The following is a 13679-nucleotide window of genomic DNA, read 5'->3' on the forward strand; positions in this document are numbered from 1 at the left end:
CGCTGTTTCACCTCTCCCTCATGATACCCATTTCTACCAGTGTGGACAAGAAAAACGAAAAAACTTCCCTTTGTCGAAGGGAAGTGATCAGGAAGTGAGACAGGTTACAAAAAAACAAGATAGACAACAAGGATGGAGGCAATGACTCCGACCAGATCAGACCATAGCCCTACTTTCAACGCATAAGCACCGTTGCGTATACCGACCGCACCAAAGTAAACAGTAAGGACGTACAGAGTCGTATCGGTACTTCCCTGCATCGTAGAGGCAAGGCGGCCGATCAGCGAATCAGGACCGTACTGAGCAATCATATCCGTAGCAACTGCCAGCGACCCGGTGCCAGACAATGGTCGCAGCAAAGCCAACGGGACGATCTCCGCCGGAACGTGCAGAAAGTTCAGAAGCGGTTGAATGGTGTTCAACACCAACTCAAGCGCACCCGATTCACGAAACAGCGTAATGGCCACCATCATCGCTACCAGGTGGGGCATGATCTTGATCGTTGTAATAATGCCTCCTTTTGCGCCATCGACAAAGGTCTCGTAGACCGGCACCCGCCTGTACCATCCGTATACCAGGATAAACGACAGAATAATCGGAATAGCCCAGAGCGAGACGAGCGAGATCCATTGGTACAATCCATTCCCCCCTAGCGGCTGCGGTGTAACTGTACATGACGGTTCCAGCGGTCAAGAAGCAGTGCGACGACCGTAGCGACAAACGAGGCAGCCAGTGTGGTACCGACGATCTCCATCGGATTAGCTGATCCGTACTGCATGCGAATCGCGATCATCGTCGTTGGAATCAGCGTGATACTGGCCGTGTTGATGGCCAAAAGCGTGCACATGGCCGGTGACGCCACCTGTTTGTTGGGGTTAAGCTTCTGCAGCTCCTCCATCGCCTTGATGCCCATCGGAGTGGCTGCATTGCCCAGTCCCAGCAGGTTGGCGCTGATATTGGACAAGATGTAGCCCAGTGCAGGATGCCCCTTGGGTACATCCGGAAACAAACGCTGCACGACCGGCGACAATCCCCTGGCCAAGAGATCCAGCAGTCCCGCCTTTTCCGCGATTTTCATCATGCCCATCCAGAAAATCAGTACGCTTAACAAGCCAAAACAAATGGTAACCCCTGTTTTAGCCCCCTGAAACGACGCTTGACTGATCACTTCGATTTTACCGTTGACAGCGGCTACCCCGATGCTGAACAGAATCAAGATCAGCCAGATGAGATTAAGCATCCAGGATCCCTCCCGCCATGATCTTCCAGATCATCTGCCAGATGGATTTGTCGGGGGAGACGGATGATTCCACTTTAAGGGTCGGTTTCGCTTCCTGGACGGAGAGTGGAATTTGGCCGATTCTCTGATTGCCCAAGAAGATCTGCAGGTAGCCAACATGCTGATCGATCATCGAACGATCCAAGTGATGTTTGAACAAATAGACTCGTGAAGAGATTGCTGCCACTTCTTCCTCTTTTAACGGGTACGTAAAATCAGCTTGACTGGTCAGAATAAGGTTCTGGTCGCGTTGATCAATGGTCACATCTGGATCAACTGTATCACCTTTGTTTGCAATCTTAACCGGCTGAAACTGTTCAAATCCCCAGTTCATCAGACTCATCGAATCGTTCCAATCATCTGGTGCGTTAAGGGTGACCACAGCCAACTGTCGTCCGTCTCTGGTCGCGGACGAAGCAAGGCAGCGTTTGGCCAATCGGGTGTATCCCGTTTTGATGCCATCCGCCCCTTTGTAGAGAGTCAGCATCTTGTTTTTATTCTGCAGACGACGCCCCCACTCTTCTCCTTGCCAGGGAATGTTCTTTACCTTTGTGGCTACGATCTTTTGAAATTCCGGATGTTTCAAAGCGTACGCAGACAGCTTCACCATGTCCTCCGCCGTAGAGTAATGCTGGTTGCTATTGTCGAGGCCATGTGGATTCATAAAGTGGGTATGTGTCATCCCGATCATGGCTGCTTTCTCGTTCATCATGTAGACGAATCCTTCCAATGATCCACCCACGTGCTCGGCGATTGCGACTGCCGCGTCGTTTCCCGACCGCAGCATGAGACCATACAGCAGGTCTTCCAAGGTGAGGCGTTCCTCTTTTTTGAGATAGATCGAGGAGCCTTCCACGCCAACCGCATGATCAGGGACGAGGACGATATCTTTCAGGTTTCCTGACTCAATCGCAACAATCGCGGTCATAATCTTCGTCAAGCTGGCAATCCGCATTTTTTTGTCGGCATTTTTCTCATACAGAATACGCCCCGACTGTACGTCGATCATCGCTGCCGTCTCAGCCGACACGTGCGGAGGGGCGGCTGCTGCCAGACCAGCATCTGGGGAGGCGAGCAGCCACTGACAAAACAGAAAAACGACCAGTACGCGGGACAAGCGCCTTCGGAACATCATCACGTTCTCCCCCATATCCTTTGTTTCGGCGGAATACTTGGTTTGTACAAAGTATATGGGGACGAGACGTCTGATATACCGCAACTAATCCTGCGTCTGGTCGTTTCTGTCTGCTTCTGCTTTGGCAAACAAGGCTGCCGCTTCGAGATGAACCTCATCCAGATTAATGTTGACAGGAGGTTCCGGCAAATCGCTCAACTCGCGCAAACCGAAATACTCCAGAAACTCCTTTGTCGTGCCGTAGAGGATCGGACGTCCGATTCCCTCCGCCCGTCCTACCTCACGGATCAGCAGCTTGGACAAGAGGGTATGAATGGCCTTTTCACACTTTACGCCGCGGATCTCTTCGATATCGGAACGGGTAATCGGCTGTTTGTAGGCGATGATCGCCAAGGTCTCCAGCGCTGCCTGAGAGAGAGAACCGTGACTCGGTGATGAAGCCATCCGTTCAAAGTACGGTGCATGCTCGGGAAGCGTGGTAAACTGATATGCCTTTGCGACTTCAACGATTTGCATCCCCCTGCCAGAACGGCGAAAGTCGGCTTTCATATCTTCGATCAAATCGATTACGGTAGGCTCGTCCAATTCGACAATCTCCGCGATCTGTTTCGCTTCGATTCCCTCGTCGCCGGCAAGAAACAGCAGTCCCTCAATGACTCCCTTCAACTTGTCGTAATCCATCGCTCTCGCCTCCTCCTGCCTCAGCATACGTACAGATGAGAATATCGGAAAACAACCGGCTTTGCATGCACGCAATCTGCTTGGCCTTCATCAGTTCGAGAATGGCGAGAAAGGTGGTCACGATCTCCGTCTTCGTGGCACGCTCCGAAAAAAGCTGGGAGAAACGGACGGACCCTCCGCCCACCTCCACCATTTCTTTGATCTCCCGCATCCGGTCCTTGACCGAGATCTCGTCACGTGACACGCTGGCCAGCGGTTCCGGCTGCAGTCGTCGTTTGTACAACTTCTCCAGGGCAGACAACATATCGTAGAGCGTAACGTTAAGCACCGGCTGTTCTTCTCGGATGTACGGACTGAGATCCTCTGCCGGACGGGTAAACACCTGACTCCGTCCCGTCTCCATCTCTCGCAGATGCTCAGCGATCATTTTATACCGTTTATACTCCAGCAACCGCTGTACCAATTCATCACGCGGATCTGCCTCTTCCACGTCCATGTCAAACAGCGGCTGGAAGACATGCTCCTCTTTTTTGGGCAGCAGCATCTTGCTTTTGATCGACAGCAGTGTAGCCGCCATCACAACAAACTCGCTTGCTACCTCCAACTGCCGTTCCTGTGCTTCCTCCAGTATCTGCAGATACTGCTCGGTAATCTCGGCTACCGGGATGTCGTAGATATCCACCTCCGCCTTGTCGATCAGGTGCAGCAGCAGATCGAGCGGCCCTTCAAATGAATCCAGTTTGACACTGTATGCCACGCGCCATCCCGCCTATCTCACGATGTTCTTTTCCTCTGTCGGCCCCTGCTTACATCCCAAGGATCAAGAGGGCGATGTACTGCACACCGATCAGCACCCATTGCAACGGGACCCCCAAGATGGTACTGCCCAATCCCGGAATGAAGATGAGCAGCAGCAGCAGCCACGGGCCGTACATCTCAAACTGGTAGAAATAGCGGTCCCAACGGCGCGGAGAGAGAAAACGCAGAATCTTGGAGCCGTCCAGCGGATGGACGGGCAACATGTTGAAGACCATCAGCCCACAGTTGATCAAAACGCAAAAGAACAGCGTATAATCCAGTGCAAATGCCGCTTTCTCCCCCATCGTCTCCAGTACGCCCGATTGGCGGACAGCCAGGAAAAGAACCGCAAATAGAATGGCCAGAATCAGGTTGATCAGTGGACCAGCCGCCGCAACGTAGACAATTCCTAGACGCTTGTTGCCCCGAAACTGCAGCGGATTGAACGGAACGGGCTTGGCCCAGCCGAACGGCCCAAACAGTATCAGGATCAAGCCGAACGGATCAATGTGCGGGATCGGGTTAATGGTCAAGCGTCCCTCCCGCTTGGCCGTATCATCACCCAGCTTCCAGGCGACATATGCGTGTGCCCATTCATGCAGCGAGAACGCAATCACGAATGCAATCATCCGAAATGGTACCGTCTTCCAATCAAAGTGAAAGAAATTAAAATCCATCTACATCCTCCCGGGAAATACATCGGCTTCCAGTTATGTATCCAGTTCTGTTATGGAACAAAAATCGCTAACTATTAGCATACCAGCAGATATTCGCCGTTACAAGAACGGAAACAGCAAAAAACACGGTTACGTGCGCTTCTATCCGATACGTACCTTGCAGATTCTGCAGAACATTTTGAAAACGGATATTTTTTGCTTATTTGTATACAATTTTTTACCGTTTATGCCGATTATACTTGATAGACCGTCTCAATTGGTGGATTGTATCTTTCATTTGTGGAGGATTACAGAGTGGATCACATTGATAGACAAATCTTGGAGCGGCTGCAGACAGACGGCCGCATCTCGCTAAGCCAGCTGTCAAAAGAACTGAACCTGAGTCGGCCCAGTGTAGCCGAACGAATGCGAAGATTGCAGGACAAAGGGATTGTGGAAGGCTTCACCGCCCGCATCTCTCGCACGGCAATCGACAGAGGAATCCTGGTATTGATACAGATCGGCGAGCTGAAGACGGATGGTGGATGTTTTGAGGAATATGTAAAAACAGACCCTGACATCATGGAGTGTCATCGTGTCACCGGCGGCAGCAGCTACATGATAAAAGCCGCCGTCTCTTCGATGGAACGACTCGAAGCACTGGTTGACCGTCTCATTCCTTATGGACAAGTCAATACGTCGATCGTCCTCTCCTCACCAGTATCCAGGCGGATTTTGCTTCCAGCCGACGAACATCCGCAACCTTAACTTACATGTGAGTCCCACAGCAAGCAAAAGACGCTTCCCCATCCGCATAAAACCTAAGCCGAATCGTGCCCGGTCGGTCTTGCCGATTCGGCTCTTCCCGGCGGATTGGAAAAGCGATCAATCTGCAATAGGTTGATCTTTCTTTGTTACGCGATATTGTTGAACGGCCCATATGCCTGTGGAATCTTTTTTCACTGGCTGGATAAGACTGATCTCGACAGTACTGCCATCTTGTAAAGTAGTACGGAAGAGTTTCTGATCATTTGCTTCCGTTTCAACTTCTTGTAGGGTCGGATCTTTCACATCTAGTTGCTTGCTTACAAAGAGCTTGGCTACGTAATGTGGATCAAGCCAATCAGGAACATGCCCGTTATCCACCTCGTGTTGTAATTGTTGAATCTCCTCTTCGTCAATAGCAACTTGCTTCCACTTATTTTCTTCTTCCTGTACCGTCTTGTCTTGTTGCTGACAACCAACTGTTGCCAGCATAACCACCAGGATCACCCGTATCCAAAACCAGAGGTGATGGTACGTGAGAGTCATCTTACGGTAGATCACTGTACCGTACCCACATCCATGCGCTTTCTTTTTCACCGAGACCTAACTTGGTAGCAACCTGCCTAGCCAAATCAATGCCTGCAGGATTAGCCACAGTCCTGCCGTATTGATCTTTGCCATTGTTGTAATTATTGTAGTAGGCTGCCTCTGCCTCTGGTTCCCCCAACCCCAGATCTTGAAACATTCGTCGCTCGTTCGCATCATCAGCAGAATCCCAGTAGTTGTCATCCCTATTCCAAGGACCATTTTCGTTCACTTTTACATCTAGCACACTCTTCCCCTTTGCTTCATGGTATACATTAACCGTATACGGTGTGTTTTTGTAATACTTTTCGTATGAATCTGGAATATCACCCCACCATCCCCGATTTGCAAATTTTACATATCTGTCTGGTAAGGCAACCTCACTTGCCGTTTCAGCGTCAAACTGGGTAGCATATACATACACTCGATCAATACTTGACATTTCCGAGAACTGGGATCTTATCTGCTGAAGTACTTTGGAGCGATATGCCTGCTCTTCCCTCCACCATTCTTGAACCCAGGAACGGAATTGGGCATACTTTTTATCACCGAGCAAATTGTGAACCTCCTCATCCGTCTTCTTGAGAATGGTGTCGACTTGCTCGTTAAACGACTGCACATCCTCTTTGGAGAGGATCTTACTGCCATCCCCAGGTGATCGTTCTTTCTGAACAATGTTTTCATGTTCTACGGAAGCTAATTCCTTCATTTTTTTCATTTCTTTATCACTCAAACTTAATTTATTTTGCAATTCTTTTACATCTTCTTTCAATTTATCATCGACAGTCCAGAGCAAATAGTGTAAAACTTCTTTCTTACCCCATGGATCATAGTTGTTAGGGACAACGTTTGCGGTTACTGCTTGACCATGAAAGAAGACTCCAACACTTAACAAAAGAGTTGCCAAAACAACAAAAAAGCCCTTTTTTCTCATCGTCACCACTCTCCTTACAAATTATTCTGAGATACTCAAGGTGTCTGTGAAGCAAAGAATGGGTAATACCTGGGTTACTTTGACGTTATGTTATTTCTAACCACCATTCTCCCCCATTTATAAGATAAAATAACACACACAACCTTACGTGAAAATAGTTCGGATTGAATTTTTTGTAAAATAAAGCAAACACACCCTTTTTGGGTGTGTCGTGTGCCGTGGTCTATTTGCACTCTTTAAATAGTTAAGCAAGATCTTGGATGACCAGATTCCTCTATTGAATCAAGCGCTTACTCTTGCCCTACCGTAACTATTTCCATTTTGTCCCCTTGCTTGATCTGATCTACATGTTCCATCCCCTGGGTCACCTTGCCGAACACGGTGTGGACTCCGTCCAGATGGGGAAAGGAATCATAGCAGATAAAAAACTGGCTGCCTCCCGTATCCTTTCCTGCATGGGCCATCGACAGAGCCCCCCGTTCATGCTTGTGCGGATTGCCTGCTGTCTCGCACTTGATCGTATAACCGGGGCCACCGGTTCCTGTTCCGTGCGGGCAGCCTCCCTGGGCCACAAAGCCGGGAATCACACGGTGAAATGTGAGCCCATTGTAAAAACCTTCGTTGGCAAGCTTCTCAAAATTAGACACAGTGCCGGGGGCTGCTTCTTCATGCAGTTCCAGTACGATTTCTTTGCCGCCTTCCAGCGTAATCTTCGCTTGTTTCATCCCAAGCCCTCCTTGTCAGATATCCCCTCTATCTTATCCCTTCCCCAGAACACAATCAAGGTCCGCAGAGCATGCGCGATCAGGAGACCTGGTTTCCATCTAGGTGAGGAGCTGCTGCATCTGCCAGGTGATCCTGACGATCGGAGACGTAGACGGTACCCGGTCTGCGTTTTGCTTCCTGCTTCACAATTGCGGCCCGCTCTGAAATGTGCTCCACCGATTGGTCAACGGAGGGTCTGATCAAAACGCCTGCCATTGATATGGACAGATCCGGGGGTTGCTGTCCATCCCGTTTATACTTACTGTAGATTTCCTGAAAAGCAGTGGGAAAAGAGCGGGAAATCTCCTCTGTGATCGCTTCGACCCGCTCTGATGTACTGATCAGGATGAAGTCGTCTCCCCCAATGTGACCGATGAATTCGCTTCCCTCCCCCTCGTTGTGAATACTCTGCTCCAATAGTTGGGCGGTGCGGCGAATGATCTGATCCCCCACTTCAAAGCCGTAGCGATCATTAAACCACTTGAAACGATCGAGATCGCAATAGACCACCATAAACTCGCTTCCCCCCTCCAGGCGGCTCTGCAGTTCCCGTTCTATCGCGTTGTTTCCCGGCAGGCCGGTCAACGGATTGGCAAACGTAGCCATCTCCAGACGGATCGTCGTCATTTTGTCCAGCAGCGCTTGTACCGATACGACTCCCAAATAGCGGTCCTCATCGTCGATAATGATGACGACGTCGTAGAGATGATACGTTTCCCTAGCCATCGCTCTCCGTGCCACTTCACTGATATTTTCATTGCTCTTTACAATCAGCGGATTGCGATTCATCATCTGGGCTACAGGGCGCTCGTAGTACAGTGCGATACCGTATTGGCCTCCTAGCACCTGATATAATTGAAACCGCATCACAAGTCCGATCGGCTTGTCCTCTTCCAGTACGACGATCGACTCAATCCGCTGGTTTTGTTCAAAGATATGGTGAACCTCCCGCACTTTCGTCTGACAATCAACACAGCTTGTCTTGGTGATGATCTCGCCCACTTGCGGCGCATACATCCGTTGATAACGATATACCTCCTGCCGCTGCTCTTGCATTTGGTTGATCTGGTTCATCGCCGCCCCACTGGTTGACGTCAACCCTTTTACCGGCTTGCCAACGTAGTACCCTTGTGCATAAGGAACGCCCAGTTCGATCAAGGTTTGCAGTTCGCGCTCTGTTTCTACTCCCTCTGCGATGATCTGGCACTTCACTTTGTCCGCAAACTGGACGAATGTCTCCAGTAGAGCCTGTTTGATCGTATCGACATCAATGTTGCGAATGAGGGACATATCGAGTTTGATGTAGTCCGGGTAGATTTCGGCAATCGACTCTAAGCTGGAATAACCCGCACCAGCGTCATCGACAGCAATCAGATACCCCTTGCGCCTGTATTCTTCAATAATCTTGCGAAACATTCGGTAGTTGGTAATAGCATGACGCTCCGTAACTTCCAGGACGATGTTGTTCGGGCTAAGGCCCATTTCATCCAACCACTTAAACAGATTGCCCCGCAGTAAATACGGATCGTCAATCGCACGAGGATCGAGATTGATAAACAGCTTCTCAGACGGCTTCACATAACGGAGATGCTCCAACGCCCGCCGACGACAAATCTGTTCGAGGCGAAAAACGGTATCTGTCTCTTCCGCGTATGCAAACAGAGAGCCAGGAGAGTAAAACTGACTCTCCTCCGGTCCACGCGCTAATGCCTCCCAACCAAGTGGGATACCGTCACGCAGAGAGACAATCGGCATATAGACCGTGTGAATCGCCTCCTCGTAGAGAATGCGATGGTACTGGGTGATACTCGCATACTTCTCGGAGGTCAGCCCGTACTTGGCCATGTGTACGGCATGACGTACAGTGGTATAGATCTCCTTGGTGATGTCACGTCCAGGGAATACCGCGTAGCCGATGTGTATGCGCAGATCGCCGCGGCTGAATAACGGACTTTGCTGGTTCAACAGATTCTCGATTCGCTCCTGAAAGCTAATCGACAACAGCCGGTACTCTTCATCGCTTTTGATGAAGGGAAACGAGACGTAAACAGCGTAATCGTCCCCCCATAAATTTTGTACTCCCAACAGTTTTCCCGCCGCATCAAACAAATTTCTGGAGACGGCGTACAAAATTTTTTCGAATCGCTGCAGCAAATGTTTGGCAGCCAGATCACCGTATCGCGTCTCCACCTCTGTCAGCTTGACGATATCAACATAAAAAAGCAGCACCGAAGCTCCTCTGGCGATCTCCTGACTAATCAGAGACTTCAGGCGCATCTTTTTTTCCGTAAGAAAAATCGGCTGTTCCCGCAGCAGACGAAACCAACGTGACAACATGGGGATTTATTCCTCCTTCAATAGACCCATTATGGCAGTCAACTTTGAAGGAGATGTGAACCACTCATAAATATTCAATAAAAAAACAGTCCTTCATCAAAGAAGAACTGTTGATTCATTCTGTTATCTCTGAAGCTGAACGCTATCCGGGACGCGATCCAGACGAATCAAGTCGTCCAATGTTTCCCGCTCCACAACCAACCGCGCATTCCCGTCTTTGACGAAAACCACTGCTGGTCGCGTGATCCGGTTGTAATTGTTGGCCATCGCATATCCATAGGCTCCGGTACAGGGAACAGCCAGGATATCGCCAGAGCTGACGGGTGGCAGGGGCACGTCCCAGATCAGCATATCACCAGATTCACAGCACTTGCCGGCAATGGAGACCTGTTCACTTGCCTGTTCGTTCATCCGGTTGGCTACTGCAGCTTCATACTTGGCCTGGTAAAGTGCAGGCCGCAAGTTATCCGTCATGCCCCCGTCTACAGCAACGTATTTGCGAACGCCAGGTATCTCTTTTACCGATCCAATCTGATACAAAGTGGTGCCGCTCTCACCGACAATACTGCGGCCTGGCTCGATCCACAGCTCTGGGTAGGGGATCTTCCGTTGGTCAAACTCCCTCCGCACCGCTTCCGTCATCGATTGGATGTATGCCGCCGGTTCGCGAGGTGTGTCCCCCTCGACATAGCGGATTCCATATCCGCCACCAAGATTGACCACCTGGGCCGTATATCCCGTCGACTCGCTTACCTCTCGTAGAAACTCAGCAATATGGGCGACGGCCGCCACGAATCCGTCCGTCTCAAAAATCTGTGAACCGATGTGGCAGTGTACGCCCAACAGTTCCAGTGCTTCTCCCTGCAAACTTGTACGAATCGCTTGCAGCGCCTGCCCACTCTTCATGTCAAAACCAAACTTGGAATCCTGCTGACCAGTGGAAATGTATTCGTGTGTGTGTGCCTCCACTCCCGGAGTAATCCGCAGCAGAACCGATGCTGTTTTTCCCAGTTCTTTGGCCAGGAGATTGAGCATCTCCAGCTCGTAAAAATTATCAGCGACAAAGCAGCCAATCCCTGCCTCCAGGGCCATTGACAGTTCTTCCAACGATTTGTTATTGCCGTGAAAGTGAATCCGCTCGGCAGGGAACCCAGCCTTCAAAGCTGTGTACAGCTCACCAGCTGAAACCACGTCAAGCGACAGTCCTTCCTCCTCGACCAGTCTGCAGATCGCCATGGTGCAGAACGCTTTGCTTGCATAGGCAACCTGAAAAGAAAAACCGGTATCTTGAAACGCTCTGACAAACGCCCGGCAGTTGTCGCGAATCAGCTGTTCATCATATACATACAGCGGCGTACCGTACTCCTTGACCAGTTCCATCACATCACAGCCGCCAATCTCGAGATGACCTTGGCTGTTTATCCTGCTGGTACCATGTAAGTACATAATCTTCTCCTCCCCCACCCTCGCTCAATTCCGTATCATATAAGAAAAACAACTGACGCAATGACGCCAGTTGCTCGATAGGTCCATTCTACTGCGACAAGTCCTTGCTGAACATGGGCGAAGCAACTGTTCAGTAGGAGTTGTCTGACTCTACTTGCACGTTCGGCGAACCATGCTGCTTCTCGTTACTATACCACAGCGCGAGACAGCTTGACAATGGGAGATCATCCTATTGGCGAAACGGGTTCTGCGGCTTGACAATGCTAGGTCTCGTTTTCTTGTACGGGATGGCCATCCGGATCAGCACATCCTTCATAGCCTTGTGGTCAAACGGGATAAAGGGCCACAAGTATGGTGTGTCCAATGAACGGGTGAGCGCAAGGACGATCAAAACGAGCGTCATCCCAAGCACAAATCCAGGAACCGAGAAAAAGCCTACCATCAGCAGCAAAAACATCCGAACCAACCGATTGGCCAGACTCAGTTCATAACTAGGTGTTGCAAACGTGCCGATCGCCGCTACAGCTAGGTAGAGAATCACTTCCGGCGTAAACAATCCTACTTTCATCGCCACTTCGCCAATCAGGATAGCCGCGATCAAGCCCATCGCTGTTGCTAATGGAGTAGGCGTATGAATCGCAGCCATTCGCATTAGATCTACGCCTAATTCCGCCATGATAAACTGGGCAATCAAGGGCACACTGCCCTTTTCTTTGACACCGATGTAGTCCAGTTGTTCAGGAACTAGTGAGGGATGCAGTACCAAAAGCGCCCATAGTGGAAGCAAAAAGATCGAGGCGATGATGCCAAAAAATCGAACCCAGCGCAAATAGGCACCAACAACCGGCGTCTGCCTGTATTCCTCAGCGTGCTGAACGTGATGGAAGTAGGTGGTGGGCGTAATCATGACACTAGGTGAGGTATCGACGAAAACAAGGACATGCCCCTCAAACAGGTGGATAGCCGCTACATCCGGACGCTCCGTGTAGCGAACCAGCGGAAACGGATTCCACGATCTTCGGATAATGAACTCTTCCACCGTCTTTTCGGCCATCGGAATCCCGTCAATGTCGACATGTTGGATGCGATCCTTTAAGGCAGTGATCAGTTTCGGATTGGCAACGTCTTTCAGATAAGCCAGCGCTACATCCGTTTTGGAGCGCTTACCCACCTTCATGATCTCAAATCGCAGCCGTCCGTCACGTATCCGTCTCCGGGTGAGAGCTGTGTTGACAACGAGGGTTTCCGTGAAGCCGTCGTGCGCACCGCGGACTACTTTTTCCAGGTCTGGTTCTTCTGGAGTACGTCCCGGATACTTTTTGGAGTCGAGGATGATGGCCTGCTGCTCCCCTTCAATGACCAAACCGACTTGTCCCATCAGCACTTTATCCATGAACTCGTCGGTTGTCCCCACCTTCTCCATCTGGTAGAAGGGGATATATTTGTGGTACAGCTTCTCCAACTCTTCGGTATCCAGTTGGCTGCCTTCCACATTGTTCAGGTCGCGCAGCACCATCGTTACAATTTCATTGTCGGCAAATCCATTAATGTAGTACAGAACAATTCGCCGTCCGCCCACCTTCAGCTCATGAGCATCGATGTCAAAACTCTCGCCGACTCCCAGTTTCGCATCCAGATATTCTTTATTTTCATCCACGTTGGTCGATATGGGTCGACTCTCCCCTTCTTTGTTCCCCCGCAGGCTTGTCATGTTTACCACCCCACTCACTCCTTTCCAGAATCCATTCCACTGCTTTCCGCGTAACCGGGCAGCCGCGGCGAACGCTGTCTTTCCCCTGCATCTTTCCGATATCGCCGATTCCAATCACACAAGGAATCCGATATTTGTTGAGGATATCGACAGTATCACCGTAGATTCGGTTCTCCAGATGCTTGGCCGGATTTCCGTCTTTGTCGACTGCTTCCTCAATGATGTTGCCTTTGTTGTCTACGGAATACTTGACACTCGTGCCATGCACCCAGCGCGTATTGGAGGCAACGGCAATCACGCCAAGGACCTCCACATCAGGATGGAGCATCACATACTCGATCGCTTGCTCTCCAAGGCCGCGACCGTAATTCCCATTGTCATCAAACATGACCAATACGGGGTCGGCAGCAGCTTGCTTGATTAGCTCCACCACCTGTGATCCGCTCAGCGGCGTTGGGTTGCCTGCAGACAGCGAAATACATCGTCCACCCACCTGCTTGGCTACCGTCTCGATCGCCCGCTGGGCAACATGATCACCATCGGTGATAAGAATTACTTTGCGGGACTTCTCTCCCATATGTTCCACC

General features: G+C 50.4%; 14 protein-coding genes. 1 reads left to right on the forward strand and 13 read right to left on the reverse strand.

What is annotated here, in order from left to right; translation table 11 throughout:
• Nucleotides 1-104 precede the first annotated feature (104 nt).
• The 6 genes from LOK74_RS10220 to LOK74_RS10245 form a co-directional block, all read right to left on the reverse strand.
• A complete protein-coding gene (locus LOK74_RS10220) occupies nucleotides 105-638 on the reverse strand; it encodes a spore maturation protein (protein ID WP_230046529.1) in 534 nt (177 codons plus the stop codon).
• An 11-nt stretch (nucleotides 639-649) separates the two neighbouring features.
• Entirely contained in the window at nucleotides 650-1240 is a 591-nt protein-coding gene (locus LOK74_RS10225; protein WP_230046530.1) for a nucleoside recognition domain-containing protein, read from the reverse strand.
• Complete coding sequence (locus tag LOK74_RS10230; protein ID WP_230046531.1) at nucleotides 1233-2414, reverse strand: D-alanyl-D-alanine carboxypeptidase family protein; 1182 nt, start codon at nucleotides 2412-2414, stop codon at nucleotides 1233-1235. Before LOK74_RS10230 ends, LOK74_RS10225 begins: the two co-directional genes overlap by 8 nt.
• An 84-nt stretch (nucleotides 2415-2498) precedes the next feature.
• Nucleotides 2499-3095 (reverse strand): SMC-Scp complex subunit ScpB, encoded by a 597-nt coding sequence (gene scpB, locus LOK74_RS10235; protein ID WP_230046532.1) that lies wholly within the window; start codon nucleotides 3093-3095, stop codon nucleotides 2499-2501.
• Complete coding sequence (locus LOK74_RS10240; RefSeq protein ID WP_230046533.1) at nucleotides 3064-3852, reverse strand: segregation and condensation protein A; 789 nt, start codon at nucleotides 3850-3852, stop codon at nucleotides 3064-3066. The genes scpB and LOK74_RS10240 overlap by 32 nt, the downstream gene beginning before the upstream one ends.
• A gap of 49 nt (nucleotides 3853-3901) precedes the next feature.
• The gene (locus tag LOK74_RS10245; RefSeq protein ID WP_230046534.1) at nucleotides 3902-4570 is read right to left on the reverse strand and encodes a site-2 protease family protein; all 669 of its coding nucleotides are present in this window, start codon (nucleotides 4568-4570) and stop codon (nucleotides 3902-3904) included.
• Nucleotides 4571-4864: 294 nt separating this feature from the next.
• On the opposite strand from LOK74_RS10245, the gene LOK74_RS10250 reads away from it, so the two are divergent.
• Nucleotides 4865-5317 carry an Lrp/AsnC family transcriptional regulator gene (locus tag LOK74_RS10250; protein ID WP_230046535.1) on the forward strand — a complete coding sequence of 151 codons (453 nt, stop codon included), beginning with the start codon at nucleotides 4865-4867 and terminating at the stop codon, nucleotides 5315-5317.
• A gap of 117 nt (nucleotides 5318-5434) precedes the next feature.
• Here the strand turns inward: LOK74_RS10250 and LOK74_RS10255 are convergent, their stop codons facing one another.
• The 7 genes from LOK74_RS10255 to spoVAEA all read right to left on the reverse strand — a co-directional run bounded on the left by LOK74_RS10255 (nucleotide 5435) and on the right by spoVAEA (nucleotide 13669).
• Nucleotides 5435-5812 carry a hypothetical protein gene (locus LOK74_RS10255; protein WP_230046536.1) on the reverse strand — a complete coding sequence of 126 codons (378 nt, stop codon included), beginning with the start codon at nucleotides 5810-5812 and terminating at the stop codon, nucleotides 5435-5437.
• Nucleotides 5813-5861: 49 nt separating this feature from the next.
• Complete coding sequence (locus LOK74_RS10260) at nucleotides 5862-6833, reverse strand: hypothetical protein (RefSeq protein ID WP_230046537.1); 972 nt, start codon at nucleotides 6831-6833, stop codon at nucleotides 5862-5864.
• 290 nt (nucleotides 6834-7123) lie between these two features.
• The gene (locus tag LOK74_RS10265; RefSeq protein ID WP_230046538.1) at nucleotides 7124-7558 is read right to left on the reverse strand and encodes a peptidylprolyl isomerase; all 435 of its coding nucleotides are present in this window, start codon (nucleotides 7556-7558) and stop codon (nucleotides 7124-7126) included.
• A gap of 79 nt (nucleotides 7559-7637) precedes the next feature.
• Entirely contained in the window at nucleotides 7638-9935 is a 2298-nt protein-coding gene (locus LOK74_RS10270) for a bifunctional diguanylate cyclase/phosphodiesterase (protein WP_230046539.1), read from the reverse strand.
• A 123-nt stretch (nucleotides 9936-10058) separates the two neighbouring features.
• A complete protein-coding gene (lysA, locus tag LOK74_RS10275) occupies nucleotides 10059-11381 on the reverse strand; it encodes a diaminopimelate decarboxylase (RefSeq protein WP_230046540.1) in 1323 nt (440 codons plus the stop codon).
• 229 nt (nucleotides 11382-11610) lie between these two features.
• Nucleotides 11611-13092 carry a spore germination protein gene (locus LOK74_RS10280; protein ID WP_230046966.1) on the reverse strand — a complete coding sequence of 494 codons (1482 nt, stop codon included), beginning with the start codon at nucleotides 13090-13092 and terminating at the stop codon, nucleotides 11611-11613.
• The gene (gene spoVAEA / locus LOK74_RS10285; RefSeq protein WP_230046541.1) at nucleotides 13031-13669 is read right to left on the reverse strand and encodes a stage V sporulation protein SpoVABEA; all 639 of its coding nucleotides are present in this window, start codon (nucleotides 13667-13669) and stop codon (nucleotides 13031-13033) included. The genes LOK74_RS10280 and spoVAEA overlap by 62 nt, the downstream gene beginning before the upstream one ends.
• Between the last annotated feature and the right edge of the window lie 10 nt (nucleotides 13670-13679).

Source organism: Brevibacillus humidisoli, from assembly GCF_020923435.1.
Lineage (GTDB): Bacteria > Bacillota > Bacilli > Brevibacillales > Brevibacillaceae > Brevibacillus_E > Brevibacillus_E humidisoli.

Bases quoted from the DNA above. Each gene is read 5' to 3' on its own strand.
- LOK74_RS10225 (WP_230046530.1), bottom strand. From the start codon at position 1,240: ATGCTTAATCTCATCTGGCTGATCTTGATTCTGTTCAGCATCGGGGTA.
- LOK74_RS10230 (WP_230046531.1), bottom strand. From the start codon at position 2,414: ATGATGTTCCGAAGGCGCTTGTCCCGCGTACTGGTCGTTTTTCTGTTT.
- scpB (WP_230046532.1), bottom strand. From the start codon at position 3,095: ATGGATTACGACAAGTTGAAGGGAGTCATTGAGGGACTGCTGTTTCTT.
- LOK74_RS10245 (WP_230046534.1), bottom strand. From the start codon at position 4,570: ATGGATTTTAATTTCTTTCACTTTGATTGGAAGACGGTACCATTTCGG.
- LOK74_RS10260 (WP_230046537.1), bottom strand. From the start codon at position 6,833: ATGAGAAAAAAGGGCTTTTTTGTTGTTTTGGCAACTCTTTTGTTAAGT.
- LOK74_RS10265 (WP_230046538.1), bottom strand. From the start codon at position 7,558: ATGAAACAAGCGAAGATTACGCTGGAAGGCGGCAAAGAAATCGTACTG.
- LOK74_RS10270 (WP_230046539.1), bottom strand. From the start codon at position 9,935: ATGTTGTCACGTTGGTTTCGTCTGCTGCGGGAACAGCCGATTTTTCTT.
- lysA (WP_230046540.1), bottom strand. From the start codon at position 11,381: ATGTACTTACATGGTACCAGCAGGATAAACAGCCAAGGTCATCTCGAG.
- LOK74_RS10280 (WP_230046966.1), bottom strand. From the start codon at position 13,092: ATGACAAGCCTGCGGGGGAACAAAGAAGGGGAGAGTCGACCCATATCG.
- spoVAEA (WP_230046541.1), bottom strand. From the start codon at position 13,669: ATGGGAGAGAAGTCCCGCAAAGTAATTCTTATCACCGATGGTGATCAT.